Annotated in this window: 13 protein-coding genes and 1 pseudogene; 4 read left to right on the plus strand and 10 right to left on the minus strand. The window is 65.5% G+C overall.

Features of this window, described 5'->3' with window-relative positions; all coding sequences use genetic code 11:
• From ABIF91_RS01560 to ABIF91_RS01605, 10 genes are all read right to left on the minus strand, one after another.
• The gene (locus ABIF91_RS01560) at positions 1–1,344 is read right to left on the minus strand and encodes a methyl-accepting chemotaxis protein (RefSeq protein WP_028177866.1); all 1,344 of its coding nucleotides are present in this window, start codon (positions 1,342–1,344) and stop codon (positions 1–3) included.
• A 113-nt stretch (positions 1,345–1,457) separates the two neighbouring features.
• Positions 1,458–1,940: a cytochrome c-type biogenesis protein gene (locus ABIF91_RS01565; RefSeq protein ID WP_028177865.1), complete on the minus strand. Its 483-nt coding sequence runs from the start codon at positions 1,938–1,940 to the stop codon at positions 1,458–1,460.
• A gap of 4 nt (positions 1,941–1,944) precedes the next feature.
• Entirely contained in the window at positions 1,945–3,927 is a 1,983-nt protein-coding gene (locus ABIF91_RS01570) for a heme lyase CcmF/NrfE family subunit (protein WP_035676003.1), read from the minus strand.
• Positions 3,924–4,433, minus strand: a complete 510-nt coding sequence (gene ccmE, locus ABIF91_RS01575; protein ID WP_028177863.1) for a cytochrome c maturation protein CcmE — start codon at positions 4,431–4,433, stop codon at positions 3,924–3,926. The genes ABIF91_RS01570 and ccmE overlap by 4 nt, the downstream gene beginning before the upstream one ends.
• Before the next feature lie 37 nt (positions 4,434–4,470).
• Positions 4,471–5,577, minus strand: coding sequence for a c-type cytochrome biogenesis protein CcmI (ccmI, locus tag ABIF91_RS01580; protein ID WP_028177862.1), 1,107 nt, complete (start codon positions 5,575–5,577; stop codon positions 4,471–4,473).
• A 130-nt stretch (positions 5,578–5,707) separates the two neighbouring features.
• Positions 5,708–5,977, minus strand: a complete 270-nt coding sequence (locus ABIF91_RS01585; RefSeq protein ID WP_028177861.1) for a hypothetical protein — start codon at positions 5,975–5,977, stop codon at positions 5,708–5,710.
• Positions 5,978–6,075: 98 nt separating this feature from the next.
• Entirely contained in the window at positions 6,076–7,476 is a 1,401-nt protein-coding gene (locus tag ABIF91_RS01590) for a hypothetical protein (RefSeq protein ID WP_028177860.1), read from the minus strand.
• Positions 7,477–7,636: 160 nt separating this feature from the next.
• Positions 7,637–9,013, minus strand: a complete 1,377-nt coding sequence (locus ABIF91_RS01595) for a sensor histidine kinase (protein ID WP_028177859.1) — start codon at positions 9,011–9,013, stop codon at positions 7,637–7,639.
• 99 nt (positions 9,014–9,112) lie between these two features.
• A complete protein-coding gene (locus ABIF91_RS01600; RefSeq protein WP_011085905.1) occupies positions 9,113–9,787 on the minus strand; it encodes a response regulator transcription factor in 675 nt (224 codons plus the stop codon).
• 236 nt (positions 9,788–10,023) lie between these two features.
• Positions 10,024–10,179 carry a hypothetical protein gene (locus ABIF91_RS01605; protein ID WP_162832009.1) on the minus strand — a complete coding sequence of 52 codons (156 nt, stop codon included), beginning with the start codon at positions 10,177–10,179 and terminating at the stop codon, positions 10,024–10,026.
• 232 nt (positions 10,180–10,411) lie between these two features.
• Here ABIF91_RS01605 and ABIF91_RS01610 point away from each other — a divergent pair, with 232 nt between their 5' ends.
• From ABIF91_RS01610 to ABIF91_RS01625, 4 genes and pseudogenes are all read left to right on the plus strand, one after another.
• Positions 10,412–11,392, plus strand: a complete 981-nt coding sequence (locus ABIF91_RS01610) for a Ku protein (RefSeq protein WP_028177858.1) — start codon at positions 10,412–10,414, stop codon at positions 11,390–11,392.
• A 59-nt stretch (positions 11,393–11,451) separates the two neighbouring features.
• Positions 11,452–11,688 carry a hypothetical protein gene (locus tag ABIF91_RS01615; protein WP_028177857.1) on the plus strand — a complete coding sequence of 79 codons (237 nt, stop codon included), beginning with the start codon at positions 11,452–11,454 and terminating at the stop codon, positions 11,686–11,688.
• A gap of 289 nt (positions 11,689–11,977) precedes the next feature.
• A complete protein-coding gene (locus ABIF91_RS01620) occupies positions 11,978–12,142 on the plus strand; it encodes a Flp family type IVb pilin (protein ID WP_028177856.1) in 165 nt (54 codons plus the stop codon).
• Positions 12,143–12,281: 139 nt separating this feature from the next.
• Positions 12,282–13,808 (plus strand): annotated as a pseudogene (locus ABIF91_RS01625) (thymidine phosphorylase family protein); the annotation flags it as partial.
• Positions 13,809–13,813 lie beyond the last annotated feature (5 nt).

A 13,813-nucleotide genomic window follows, 5' to 3' on the forward strand; every position in this document is an offset into this window, starting at 1 on the left:
TCAACTCGCCCTGACGCTGACGATGAACTCGTCGACTTCGCGCTTCAGGGTCTCGGCCTGCTGCGACAGGTCAACCGCCGAATCCCGCGCCTCGGCGGCCATCCGGCCGGTCTCCGCGGAGGTCGAGGTGATCTGGACGATATGGTTGGAGACGTCGAGGGTGCCGCGCGCGGCGTCCTGGGCACTGCGCGTGATCTCCTGCGTGGCGTTGCGCTGCTGGGCAGTGTCGACCTCGATGCCGGACATGATGGACGAAATCTCCGACAGCGTCTTGGAGATGCCGTCGATCGCGCCGCGGGTCTCCGCGGTGATGCCCTGAATGCTGGCGACATGGGAGGTGATCTCCTCCGTCGCCTTGCTGGTCTGATGCGCCAGATTCTTCACTTCGGACGCGACCACGGCAAACCCCTTGCCGGCCTCCCCTGCCCGCGCCGCCTCGATGGTGGCATTGAGCGCCAGGAGATTGGTCTGCGATGCGATCGCTTGCACGAGCTGGACGACCTCGCCGATCTTGTCGGCGGCATCCGACAGCGTGTGGATGGTGTCGCGGCTCTTCTCCGCCTGCGACGCCGCGCCCTCGGCGCGCTGGGTCGCGTCCGTGACGCGGCGGCTGATCGTGCCGATCGAATTCGTCATCTCCTCGGCAGAGCCCGCGACAGTCTGCACGCTGGTGCTGGCCTGGTTCGCGGCGCTCGCGACCGCATTGGCCTTGGTGCTGGTGTCGTTGGCCGTCCGCGACAGCGTCTCGGCATTGGTCTTCAGATGCACGGCCGATGACGCCACACTGTCGACGACGCTGGCGACGAGATCGTTGAAACGCCTGATCCGGTCGTCCAGGAATTTCGACCGCTCGGCCTGATGCCGTGCTTCGTGCAGCTGCTGCTCGGAGAGGCGGCGTCGCTCGAGGCCGTTGGTCTTGAACACCTCCAGCGCGCCGGCGAGCAGGCCGATCTCGTTGGTGAGTCCGAGCCCGGGAACGGCGGTCTCGAATTTCTGGTCGGCCACCTCGCGCATGGCATGCACGATCGCCGCCAAGGGGGTGAGGATGCCGTTGCGCACGGCGAACCAGGTGGTGAGGCAGATCGCGGCGGCGAGGACAGCGATCACGCCGCAGGCGACCAGGAACCAGGAGAACGCGGTCTGCGCCTGCTGGTAGATCTGCATGGCATGGTCGCGCACGGGACCGCTCAGCGAGGCGAAGTCCGAGGACAGGCTGGTGATCTCGTTGTTGAGATAGAGCACCGCGATGAAGCCGGTGCCGCCGCCGATGCCCAGCAGGAACAATAACGCAGCGACGACGGCACCGACCAGGAAGCGGATCGTCAGATTGCTGTTCGCGAACATCGGGAGGACTCGGAGGCTGGAATCGATCTCGCCACAAGCTTCCAGACAAAGGTCAAAATAGCATGAAGCGCGCGGCAGCGGCCGCAGCCTTTGCTCCATTTTGTGGTTGGACGTCAGGAAGATTTGGCATCGTCCGACATCAACGCGGCGAGCCGCGCCTCCTCCTCGGGCGTGAGCGGCGGCGCCGGTACGTCTGCACCGCTTCGCGCGCGGCGCCGGATCTGCAGCCACAGCGCCAGGGCCCCGCCGATCAGCAGCACCGGCCCGAGCAGCCACAGCAGGAGATTCTGCCGTTCGAAGCGCGGTTTCAGCAGCACGAACTCGCCGTAGCGCGCCACCAGGAAGTCGAGCACCTGGGAATTGCTGTCTCCGGCGGCGATGCGCTCGCGCACCAGGAGCCGCAGGTCGCGTGCGAGCGGGGCGTCGGAATCGTCGATCGACTGGTTCTGGCAGACCATGCAGCGCAGCTCGCGCGACAGCTCCCGCGCGCGCGATTCCTTGGCGGGATCCGACATGATCTCGTCGGGCTGGACGGCGTGGGCCGCAGGCGGGGCCAGCAGCATCAATGCGATGAACGCGGCCATCATGCGGCGCATAGGATCATTCCGCGGGCTGGAGGCGCTGCTTGGCTCGCGCCGGCTTCGGCGCGCCGACTCGCAGACGACGGTCGGAGAGCGAGAGCACGCCGCCGAACGCCATCAGTACCGGCCCCCACCAGATCAGCAACACCATCGGCTTGTAATAGATGCGCACGGCGATCGCGCCTTCGGCGGTGGCATCACCGAGCGAGACGTAGAGCTGGCTCGCGCCGCGCGTCAGCAGCGCGGCCTCGGTCGTCGACGAGCCGCGCGTGGTGAAGCTGCGCTTCGACGGCGTCATGACCGTGAGCGCCTCGCCATCGCGGCTGATCTTGAACTCGGAGATCATCTCGCGGTAGTTCGGGCCCTGGCGTTGAAACAGCCCGTCGAGCTTCAGGTCGTAACCGGCGACATGAGCAACGTCGTTCGGCTTCATCGTCGCAATGTATTCGCTGTTCCAGGTGGTCTCGCAGACGATCCCGATCAGCGCGACGCCGAGGCCGGCATGCGCAAACGCCGTGCCCCAGGCCGATCGCGGCAGGCCGCGCGCCCGGTGCAGCACCGTCGCGAACGGCAGGCGGACCAGGCCCGTCCGCTCGACGATGTCGGTCACGGCGCCGGCGATGACGAAGACGCCGAGCCCGATCGCGAGCGGCGCCAGCGTGCTGCCGCCAGTTGCCCAGCCCCAGGCGATGGCGACGGCGACGAGGCCGGCAACGCCCGCCGCGAGCAGGCGCTGCATGACGCCGAGCAGATCGCCGCGCTTCCACGCCAGCATCGGCCCGAACGGCACCGCGAGCAGCAACAGGGCAAACAGCGGGGCGAAGGTGAGATTGTAGAAGGGGGCGCCGACCGACATCTTGAAGTCGGCGAGCATCTCCATCGCCAGCGGATAGAGCGTGCCGAACAGCACGACCGCGCAGGCGACCGTGAGCAAGAGATTGTTCAGCACCAGCGCGCCCTCGCGCGAGATCGGCGCGAACAGGCCGCCCTGCTTCAACGAGGTGGCGCGGCCCGCGAACAGCGCAAGGCTGCCGCCGATGAACAGGCAGAGGATCAGCAGAATGAACACGCCGCGGGTGGGATCGGTGGCGAAGGCATGCACGGAGGTGATGACGCCCGAGCGCACCAGGAAGGTGCCGAGCAGCGACAGCGAGAAGGTCAGGATCGACAACAGGATGGTCCAGACCTTCAGCGCATTGCGCTTCTCCATCACTAGCGCGGAATGCAGCAGCGCGGTGCCGGCGAGCCACGGCATCAGCGAAGCGTTCTCGACCGGATCCCAGAACCACCAGCCGCCCCAGCCGAGCTCGTAATAGGCCCAGTACGAGCCCATGGCGATGCCGAGCGTCAGGAAGATCCAGGCGACCAGCGTCCAGGGCCGCACCCAGCGCGCCCAGGCGGCGTCGATCCGTCCCTCCATCAGCGCCGCAATGGCGAAGGAAAACGAGATCGAGAAGCCGACATAGCCGAGATAGAGCATCGGCGGATGCACGGCGAGACCGATGTCCTGCAGCACCGGATTGAGATCGCGTCCCTCGATCGGCGGATTGGCGATGCGCAGGAACGGATTCGACGTCACCAGGATGAAGAGATAGAAGGCGCTGGCGATCCAGGCCTGCACGGCCAGCACATGCGCGCGCAGTGACAGCGGCAGATTGTTTCCAAAAGCAGCGACCAATCCGCCGAACAGCGCGAGGATCGACACCCACAGCAGCATCGAGCCTTCATGGTTTCCCCACACGCCCGTGATCTTGTAGAGCAGCGGCTTCGTCGAGTGCGAGTTCTCGTACACGTTGGCGACGGAGAAATCCGAATTCACGTGCAGCATCACGAGCGCTGCGAACGACACACCGACGAACAGGAGCTGCGCCAGCGCCGTGGAGCGTGCCACATTCATCAGGGCTGCATCGCGCAGGCGCGCGCCGACCAGGGGCACGATGGACTGTATCAACGCGAGCCCAAGCGCCAGCACCAGTGCGTAATGTCCGGATTCTGCGATCACCGCATCGCTCCTTGCGGATTGCCCTGTGCGGTCGTGGCTGCAGGCTTGGTGCCCTCGGACGCCTTGCCGCCGTAATCGTCCTTCCAGTGCCCCTGCTTCTTCAGGGCATCGGCGACCTCCTTGGGCATGTAGGTCTCGTCGTGCTTGGCGAGGACGGTATCGGCCTTGAACACGCCATTCGAGTCGAGCGCACCTTCGGCGACCACGCCCTGCCCTTCGCGGAACAGGTCGGGCAGGATACCCTTGTAGGCAACCGGCAGCTTGGCACTGCCGTCGGCGACCTCGAAGGTCACCGCGAGATTATCGCCGCGCTGCAGCGAGCCGGGCTGCACCAGGCCGCCGAGGCGAAACCGCTTGCCGGGCTCGACGTGCTTCTCGGCGACCATGGTTGGCGTCGAGAAGAACACGATGGAGTCGCGCAATGCGTTGAGCACCAGCGCGGCCGCGAGCGCGAGCACGGCGAGCGAGCCGCCGATGATGGTCATACGTCGCTGCTTGCGCGTCATGGCGTATCCGTTCTCCGCATCTCTCGTCCCGAAATCGTCATCCGCCGAGCCCGAGAGTCCTCAGGCCGTCGTTGAGCTGACGCAGCCGCTCGGCGTCGCTGGCGACCGCCTGCCGGGCATCGGCCGATGCCCCCATGGCCTTGTCTCGCTCGCCCATCACGAGATAGGCGCGCACCAGGCGCAGCCAGCCCTCGACGTCCTCGCCGTTCTGCTTCAGCCGCGTGGCCAGACGATCGACCATGCCGCGCACCATGGCGTTGCGATCACCTTCGGCCATATCCTTGGAGGCAGCAAGCGTCTCATCGGACAGCGCCGGCATCGCGCCGCCCCCACCGACTCGCGCGAGCGAGGACTGCACCAGGGCACGCCACGGCGCATCCGCGGGTGCCTTTGCAAGCAGCGCGCGCCAGATATTGGCCGCATCGTCCTTGCGGCCGTCCTGCTCGGCGGCAAGACCCAGGAAGTAATTCGCCTTGGGATCGTCGGCGTTCAAGGCATGTGCTCGCTCGAATTCGGCCTTGGCCTCCGCAGTCACCACGCCGCCGGCAGCGGCCGAGATCGCTTCGCCGAGATCGGACCGGCGCTCCGCGCTCTCACCATTGTAGGCGAGCGAGTTGCGATAGGCGCGCACCGCATCGTCGAAGCGGCCGAGCCGTTCCAGAACCGGCGCGAGCACATTCCAGCCACGCCCGTCGGTCGGATTCTTTTCCAGATGTTGCTCGACCTGAACGACGAGGCTCTCGAGCGATTGTGCCATGCCCGACCCGCGCTCCCGCTGCGCCAGGGGAAAGTCCTGAAGCTTGGGTGAGCCGAGCGGCATGTAGACGGCGACCGCAACGAGCGGCAGGCCGGCGAGCGCCAGCACGGCCGCCGCACGGCGCCATTTGAGGTTCGACTTCGGCACCATTGCGGGCTCGCTGGCTGCCGCCGCGAGCAGCCTGCGGCTGATCTCAACGCGCGCAGCCTCGGCCTCCGGCGCCGGAATCAGTCCTGCGGCGAGGTCACGCTCGACCTCGGCCAACTGGTCCTTGTAGACCGCGACCTCGCTGCCCTGATCTTGCGCGCCGCTACTGCGGCCAAGCGGCCAGAGCACGGCGAAAATCGCCGCGACCGTCATCAGCGCGAACACGAACCATAGAGTCATCTGACAAGCTTCCGGCAGCGCACGAACCGCGCCTATAGGTGCCTTTACACCACGGCCGGACAATGCGGCAATTGACAATTGTCAAAGCGCTGCACGGCATACAGTCCCGAAGAGTTGAAAATCCAACGGCTTAGCCGATCTCGAAGTCCGCGCTTCGCGCCGCGTCCTCGCCGTGCCCGTTGAAGGCCCTCAGGAAGTATGTTCCCGGCTTGATTGCATCCGGCAATCTGATGCGCAACGCTCCGACCGGAACCCGAGATGCGACCCTCGTGGTGGTCTCCGGCAGTTGCCGATCGCTTGCCTTCTCGACCAGCACCACCTTGGCGCCAACCATCAGCCTTTGATATTTGGCAACGATGACGCGGTTCTCGATCTCGATCGAGCTGATAACGGGTTTCATGCGCCCACAGATAGAAATTCCCCGGACTTGCTCGGGGACCGTACGGCGCGCCATCGATATGGTCAACCAGAAATTGCGACAATGAAATTTGCGCTCAATCAGCCCGCGCGCGACGATTTGCGTTCGCCAGTGAGTGCGTTCTCCGCGGCCCGGCTCATCAGCGAGGCGTATTCGTCCCCGAACAGCACCTGGCAGAAGCGGATCGCGGCCTGCACCTGCTGCTGCCGATAGGTGCGGACCTTGTGATCGGCGGCACGCAGCGACTGCACCAGCTGCTCGGTCGAGCGTTCCACGTATTGCTGGAGGTCGGAATAGGTGCGCAGCGTCACCTCGTTGATCGCGAGCTCGCTCGCATAGTTGCGGCAGGTCGCGACGAAGTCGATCAGCGCCACCGCTTCGTCCACCTCTGTGCTGTCGACCCGCGCGCCCGGCGGAATGTCCTTCTCGGGGCGCTGGCGCAGGATGCGGCGAACGCGGCCGGGAACGCTGTCGATCTCGGACTGCAGCGCATTGGAGATGTCGGCGCGGATCGACGTCAACTGCTTGCCCCAGGCGGAATCATTGCGCAGGTCGAGCTCGGTGCGCAGGCCGCGCACGCCGTCGTGCAGCGTCTTGAGATTGTCGGCGACGTTGTCGAAATGGCCGCGCTTGATGTCCATGCGAAGGATCGCGGCCACGCAGGACAAATCATGCAGCGCGATCGTGACGGCAACGCCATAAGGGGTTGCCGCGACTCGTATCTCGTCGTCGGACGCGGCAATCTTGATGGCGAGGCGGATGATCTGCCAGGGGGCGGTCATCCGCTGCACGACCATCGAGAGCGCGAAGGGCAGCATCTGCGGCGTCTGAAGCGCGGGAATGTTGAGCGCCGACGTCACAGAGGCGATCTGGGGATCGCCGAAGGTGCGCAGGAAGCGCGGCAGCCGTTCGTTCACGGTGGCGATGGCCTCGCGGACCTGGAGTATCGCACCAATCGAATAGAGATCCTCGATCACGTTCGGCGGGCCGACACGGGCCAAAGCGCGCGACTTGTCGCCTCCGCCCGGTCCCGTCAGCTCGAAGATGGCGTCCGCGGCCACCGCCTGGAGCCTCAAGGCCAGGGCATCGACCTGCCCAGCATTGTCGGCCGGCATGCGCGACAGCAGCGCCTCGAATTCATTCACCTTGTCCGGTGCGCCGTCACGGCCGAGCCACTGCCAGATCGGCTGGAGCGAAGAGCGGCGAATCTGGCCAACCCGGATCGGCGTGCCCGCCTCGACCAGGAACGGTTCCAGCACCTGGAACAGCAACCGCGACAGATCGTCCGTGCGCGGCGGCGCGGCTTCATCGGCTTCGGTCTTGCGGACGATGTTGCGCAGCTGCTCGAGCACCAGGGTCGCGACGGCCGTATCCTGGCCGCGCTCCAGCGCGCGCTCGAACTCTCGCATCAGCAGGGCCTGCGCCTGCGGCGGGAGCTGCGCGAGATATTCCCTCAGCCGCTCGATCGATGTCTGGCTCATGCGCCCGGGTAATGCACGGTAAAATGGCGGACATGGGATGCGTCCGGGCGCGATCATAGGACGCCCCACTTAAGAAGCCGTTTAGGAAGTGGGTCCGAATGCCCGCGGTTTCCACCAGACGGAGATCAACAAGGACGAAAAACAACGTTAAAACAAGGAACTAGAGTCCCGGAAGGACCAATTCGGTACGCAGGCCACCGGTCGGCGCAGCGCCGAGCGAAAGGCTACCGCCATAGAGCGCGGCGAGATCGACCACGATGGAGAGGCCCAGTCCCGATCCAGGCTTGGACTCATCGAGCCGCTGGCCGCGCCTGGAGACCTGCGCGCGTTCCGCTTCCGACAGGCCACGGCCGTCGTCATCGACAATGATCCGCAGGCGCGGACCCGCACCCGCCTGGTGCGGCGCCTCGACCAGCACCTCGATCAAGACGCGCGAGGCCGCCCATTTGCAGGCATTGTCGACGAGATTGCCGACCATCTCTTCCAGATCCTGCCGCTCGCCGCGAAATTTTGCCGACGGATCGGCCCTGGCCTCGACGACAATGCCACGATCGCGATGGATCTTTTCCATGGTCCGCCGCAGCGCCTCGATGGCAGGCGCCACCTCTGTCACGGTCGCAACCACCGAGACCCGCGCCGCGATGCGCGCACGCTCGAGATGATGGGCGACCTGGTCGCGCATCAAGTCCGCCTGCTCCATCACCTTGGTCGCGAATGGATCGGCCAGGTGGGCGCCGGCCTCGTTGACGATGACCGAGAGCGGCGTCTTGATCGCGTGGGCAAGATTGCCGACATGGGTGCGCGCGCGCTCGACGATCTCGCGATTGGCATCGATCAGCGCGTTGGTCTCGCGCGCCAGCGGCGCGATCTCGACCGGGAATTCACCCTCGAGCCGTTCCGCCCGCCCGGAGCGGATGTCGGCGATCGACTCCGAGATGCGCTTGAGCGGTGCGAGACCGAAGCGGACCTGGAACACGGTCGTCAGCAGCAGCACGATGCCGAGCGCGGTGAAGGTACCGCCGAGATAGTAGTCGAAGCTTCGCGTCTCGTCGAAGATCTCGGTGTCGTCCCCGGCGACGCTGACGAGATATTTGCCATCGGCGCCGAGATCGACCGGCCGTTCCACCATGCGCAGGTTCTGCCCTTCCGGCCCGTCGACATAGGCGAGCCTGATGCCGGCGGCGGTGAGCTCGGCGCCCTGCTCCTCCAGCTTCGGCAGCTTCTTGTCCCAGAGCGAGCGCGAGGACCGAACCTCCGGCTTTTCGGTGTCGGTCCGCGTGATCTGCCAGTACCAGCCGGACAACGGCAGTTCGAACAAGGGCTCGCCCAGCGACTGGAACTGGCGGTCCGGCGGCTCGTCAGGGGTCGCGACCTCGGCGATGAGGGTGCGCAGATAAAGATTGAGCCGGCGGTCGAAGGCGCGCTCGGTGGCGTTCTTGTAGACCGACGACAGCACCACGCCGGTGATGGCCAGAATCACCACGAGCCAGGCGGTCGCCGACAAGAACAGTCGGTTCGCAAGTGAGCTAGCGGCCATCGGAACAGTCCGGGCAGGGGCTGGAAGTCAGGTCGTCGGAGATCATGGGCCCGACCAAGGCCCGTGTCAGGGCGGCCGTCAAGCCCGGACCGCTCGGCCTCAAGCCCCCGGCGCTGGCGGCGGGGTCAGGAGATAGCCGAGGCCGCGGACGGTCTGGATGATGTCGACGTCGAGCTTTTTGCGAATGCGGCCGACAAAGACCTCGATGGTGTTGGAGTCGCGGTCAAAATCCTGGTCGTAAAGATGCTCGACCAGCTCGGTGCGCGAGACCACGCGCCCCGAATGATGCATCAGATAGGCCAGAAGCCGATATTCGTGCGAGGTCATCTTGACCGGATTGCCTGACACGCTGACCCGGCCGGTCCTGGTGTCGAGCGTGACGGGACCGCAGCTGAGTTCGCTCTGGGCGTGGCCGGTCGAGCGGCGCAGCAGGGCGCGGATCCGCGCCAGCACCTCCTCAAGGTGGAACGGCTTGGCGACATAGTCGTCGGCGCCGGCATCGAAGCCCTGCACCTTGTCGCTCCAGCGGTCGCGCGCGGTGAGGATCAGGACCGGCATGGTGCGGCCGTTGCGGCGCCAAGCCTCCAGCACCGAGATGCCGTCCTTCTTCGGCAGGCCGATGTCGAGCACCACGGCGTCATAGGGCTCGTTGTCGCCGAGATAATGCCCCTCCTCCCCGTCGAAGGCCCGATCGACGACATAACCGGCGTCGGTCAGCGCCTTGGTGAGCTGGCGATTGAGATCGGGGTCGTCCTCAACAACGAGCAGGCGCACGCTTCTCTCCAAAGGCTGCAAGAACAGGCTGCATGAACACTGCCAGAGATGAGCAATTCCGGCGTGAACTGAATATGAACGCAGGGAACCGGCCTACGTTACTTTTTGGTCATATAGAACCTGTCGCAAGCCAATGCGACTGCGCCCGCCATGCCTCGGGACGAGCCGGGGGCATGGCGGGCGCAGTGTGCCGCGTCGCGCGGCGAGCCGGGGCAGCCGGCGTCCGGATCCGGCGGTCAGGTCCGGAAGAAGACGAACCAGACGACGGCGAGGATCAGGATCGCAAGCCCGGTCGAGATGGCGAGCAGCGCTGCCACCGAAGGCCCGGGCTCGCCCTGGCGCGCCTCGGTCGGAGTTTCCACGATGCGGTTCTGCTCTCGCGTGGTTGCCATGGTGACCTCAATCTGTGGCTGTCGCTTGCAATGACCGCGACTTCCTCGCGGTTATGAAGTGTCCGGGGCAACGCGTGATGTCGGGTGATGTTCCGGACCGTGGGCCCCGTCCGGCAATACGGCGCAGGCCGCGATTAACGCCGTTGCAAGATTCCGCGCCGGCGGTTGCTATGATTCGCACCTGTGCGATGTTATCCTTGGCGTTCGTCCTCTGTTGCGTCTGGAGTAGCCCATGGCCCCCCGCGCCAATTGGAAGGGTTTTCTGCGTCTGTCGCTCGTGACCTGCCCGGTCGCGCTCTATCCGGCCACCTCGGATACCGAAAAAGTCTCGTTCAACCAGATCAACCGCAAGACCGGCCACCGGATCAAATACCTCAAGGTCGACGCCGAGACCGGCGACGAGGTGACCTCCGAGGACATCGTCAAGGGCTACAAGGTCGACACCGACACCTATATCGAGGTCACCAAGGACGAGTTGGACGAGATCGCGCTCGACTCCACCCACACGATCGAGATCGACGAGTTCGTGCCCAAGACCGACATCGACAACCGCTATCTGATCCGCCCCTACTACCTCGTGCCGGACGGCAAGGTCGGCCACGATGCCTATGCGGTGATCCGCGAGACCATCCGCAGCATGGACAAGGTCGCGATCGGCCGCGTGGTGCTGACCAACCGCGAGCATATCATCGCGCTGGAGCCGCTCGACAGCGGGCTGATGGGCACGCTGCTGCGCTACCCCTACGAGGTCCGCAGCGAAAAGGAATATTTCGACGACATCCAGGACGTGAAGCTCACCAAGGACATGCTCGACCTCGCAAAACACATCGTCGAGAAGAAGTCCGGGGCGTTCGAACCAGAGCTGTTCGAGGATCACTACGAGACCGCCCTGATCGATCTCATCAACAAGAAGCGCAGCGGCATGCCGATCACCGCGAAGGCCGCACCGAAGACCGGCGGCAATGTCATCAATCTGATGGACGCGCTGAAGAAGAGCATCGCGAACGAGAAGGACGCTGCTCCCGCGGCGAAGGTCGCCAAGGAGACGGTCAAGGGCAAGAGGCCGAAGAAGCGCGTCGAGGGCCAGCGCGAGATGCTGTTGCCGATATCAGGCAAGGGCGGCAAGGAAGCTGCGGCGAAGGCTGCGACCACGCCGAAGAAGGCGGCCGACAAGCCGGTGCGGACACCGGCGCGGGCGAAGAAGGCCGGCTAGCAGCATCACGCCCCGCGATCGCGCCGTGATGTCTCTCCCCGCCGATCGGCCGGCCTAACATGCCCTGGTCGACGGCGTTCGACGATCCCGTTCGCGTGGGCAACAAGCGCAAGCTGCTCACGCTTCAGGATGCGGCGGACTACATCATGCACCTGCCCGATGACGTCCAGCACGAGGCGCACTGGCAGACTGCCATCGAGACCTTGATCAATGCGGCCGAGACGGGCGGCGGCTGGGTGATGTTCGCCCGCATTGCCATGCTGCGGGCACTGAATGCGGACGGCCGGAGCGGATGAAGCGCGACGGAGATGTCCTTGCCGGTCCGTTGACGAACAGGCTCAACAATCGGTTAAGCGGCCGCACGATCACGCCTTGACGGGCACTGGGCCGGGGCTGCCCCTGGGCTGCCGATTTGAAACCATTTGGACGGATCGACGGAACCTTAATTTAATGAATGCCGTCGTATGAGCGGGGTCGCGATCGCGCGAGCCCAATTCTTCCGGCGCGCACAAAGACATATTCGATCGATTTACGAGTCCGATTAGGACGCGACCATGCATTGGATCGGATGAACAGGAGCTGGCAATGCGTCTGCTGAGGTCTTTCCTTGCCGATGAGAATGGCGCAACCGCCATCGAGTATTGCCTGATCGCCGCCGGAATCGCTCTGGCAATCGTGACCGTCGTGAACAACACGGGCGGCGCGCTGCTCAACAACAAGTTCAACTCGATCAGCTCGGCGATGAAGTAACGGCTGGCCCTGGCCCGCGTAACGGCGCGCCACGCTCCTCGCCCATGTCCGCCGGGCCCGCGGGCCATGATCTGGGTCAACAGCATCAGGACCGGGACGCTTAAGCATGGAGGCCCAACTCCCTGCTGCCGGCCTGTCCATGCATCCAGACCTTCCGCACTCCCAACTCAAGATTCGCCGCGTCCGCCTCGATACCGGCCGTGAGAACGTCGTCGTCGTCTCCCGGCACTCGAAGGCGCTGCGCGCGGAGATCTTCCGCGGCTTCAGCCGCGTCGAGCTTCGTCGGGGCGACAAGGTTCTGCTGGCGACGCTGCTGATCACGGATGACGATACGCTGGCGGCTTCGGACGAGATCGGCCTCTCCGAACCTGCATTCCGGCGCTTTGCGGAAGCCGTCGGCACGCCGGTCACGGTCAGGCCGGCCACGCCTCCCGAGAGCCTGGAAGCCGTGCGCGCGAAGATCCGCGGACGGACCTTGAGCCAGGCCGAGATCGGCGCGATCATCAGCGACCTCGCGCATTACCGCTACTCCGACATGGAGATCGCCGCCTTCCTGATCGGTTCGGCGAGCTTCATCACCAGCGACGAGCTTCTCGCCCTCACCGGGGCGATGGCCCAGGCCGGCACGCAATTGGTCTGGCCGAACCTGATCGTCGTCGACAAGCATTGCATCGGCGGCATCCCCGGCAATCGCACGTCGATGGTCGTGGTGCCGATCGTCGCCGCCCATGGCCTGCCGATCCCGAAGACCTCCTCGCGCGCCATCACCTCGCCCGCCGGCACCGCCGACACGATGGAGGTGCTGGCGCGGGTGAACGTCGGCGTCGAGGAGATGAAGGCGATCGTCTCGGCCTGCAACGGCTGCCTGATCTGGGGCGGGCACGTGAACCTGTCGCCGGCCGACGACGTCCTGATCTCGGTCGAGCGCCCCCTGAGCCTCGATACCCGCGAGCAGATGGTCGCCTCCATCATGTCCAAGAAGATCGCGGCAGGCTCCACCCATCTGCTGATCGACATTCCGGTCGGGCCGACCGCGAAGGTCAGCGGCGGCGTCGAAGCCATGCGGCTGCGAAAGCTGTTCGAGTTCGTCGGCGACCGCTTCGGCCGCTCGGTCGAGGTGATCACGACCGACGGAAGCCAGCCGATCGGCAACGGGATCGGCCCCGTGCTCGAAGCCAACGACGTCATGGCGGTGCTCGGCAACGAGCCCGACGCGCCGCGCGATCTGCGCGAGAAATCGCTCCGGCTCGCCGCCCATCTCCTGGAATACGACCCGAAGCTGCGCGGCGGCGCCGGCTATGCCCGGGCGCGCGAACTGCTCGACAGCGGCGCGGCGCTGAAGCAGATGCAGAAGATCATCGACGCACAGGGTCCGTCGACATGCAGCAACGAGCTGGGACCGCTCAGCTTCGACGTCAAGGCGATGCATGACGGCATCGTGTCCGCCATCGACTGCCTGCGCCTGAACCGCCTCGCCCGCACCGCCGGGGCGCCGCTCGACAAGGGCGCCGGCATCCGCCTGTTCAAGAAGATCGGCGATCGCGTCGAGCAGGGCGAGCCACTCTATCGCGTCTACACTTTCGACCACCCCGAGCATGATCTGGTCGCCGATGCCGCCGCCGAAGAGACCGGTTACCTCGTCAACGGTCACGAAGCCCTGCAGGTGCACAA

This window comes from Bradyrhizobium sp. USDA 241 (assembly GCF_049739505.1).
GTDB lineage: Bacteria > Pseudomonadota > Alphaproteobacteria > Rhizobiales > Xanthobacteraceae > Bradyrhizobium > Bradyrhizobium liaoningense.

Bases quoted from the DNA above. Each gene is read 5' to 3' on its own strand.
- ABIF91_RS01560 (WP_028177866.1), bottom strand. From the start codon at position 1,344: ATGTTCGCGAACAGCAATCTGACGATCCGCTTCCTGGTCGGTGCCGTC.
- ABIF91_RS01565 (WP_028177865.1), bottom strand. From the start codon at position 1,940: ATGCGCCGCATGATGGCCGCGTTCATCGCATTGATGCTGCTGGCCCCG.
- ccmE (WP_028177863.1), bottom strand. From the start codon at position 4,433: ATGACGCGCAAGCAGCGACGTATGACCATCATCGGCGGCTCGCTCGCC.
- ccmI (WP_028177862.1), bottom strand. From the start codon at position 5,577: ATGACTCTATGGTTCGTGTTCGCGCTGATGACGGTCGCGGCGATTTTC.
- ABIF91_RS01585 (WP_028177861.1), bottom strand. From the start codon at position 5,977: ATGAAACCCGTTATCAGCTCGATCGAGATCGAGAACCGCGTCATCGTT.
- ABIF91_RS01590 (WP_028177860.1), bottom strand. From the start codon at position 7,476: ATGAGCCAGACATCGATCGAGCGGCTGAGGGAATATCTCGCGCAGCTC.
- ABIF91_RS01595 (WP_028177859.1), bottom strand. From the start codon at position 9,013: ATGGCCGCTAGCTCACTTGCGAACCGACTGTTCTTGTCGGCGACCGCC.
- ABIF91_RS01605 (WP_162832009.1), bottom strand. From the start codon at position 10,179: ATGGCAACCACGCGAGAGCAGAACCGCATCGTGGAAACTCCGACCGAG.
- ABIF91_RS01610 (WP_028177858.1), top strand. From the start codon at position 10,412: ATGGCCCCCCGCGCCAATTGGAAGGGTTTTCTGCGTCTGTCGCTCGTG.
- ABIF91_RS01615 (WP_028177857.1), top strand. From the start codon at position 11,452: ATGCCCTGGTCGACGGCGTTCGACGATCCCGTTCGCGTGGGCAACAAG.
- ABIF91_RS01620 (WP_028177856.1), top strand. From the start codon at position 11,978: ATGCGTCTGCTGAGGTCTTTCCTTGCCGATGAGAATGGCGCAACCGCC.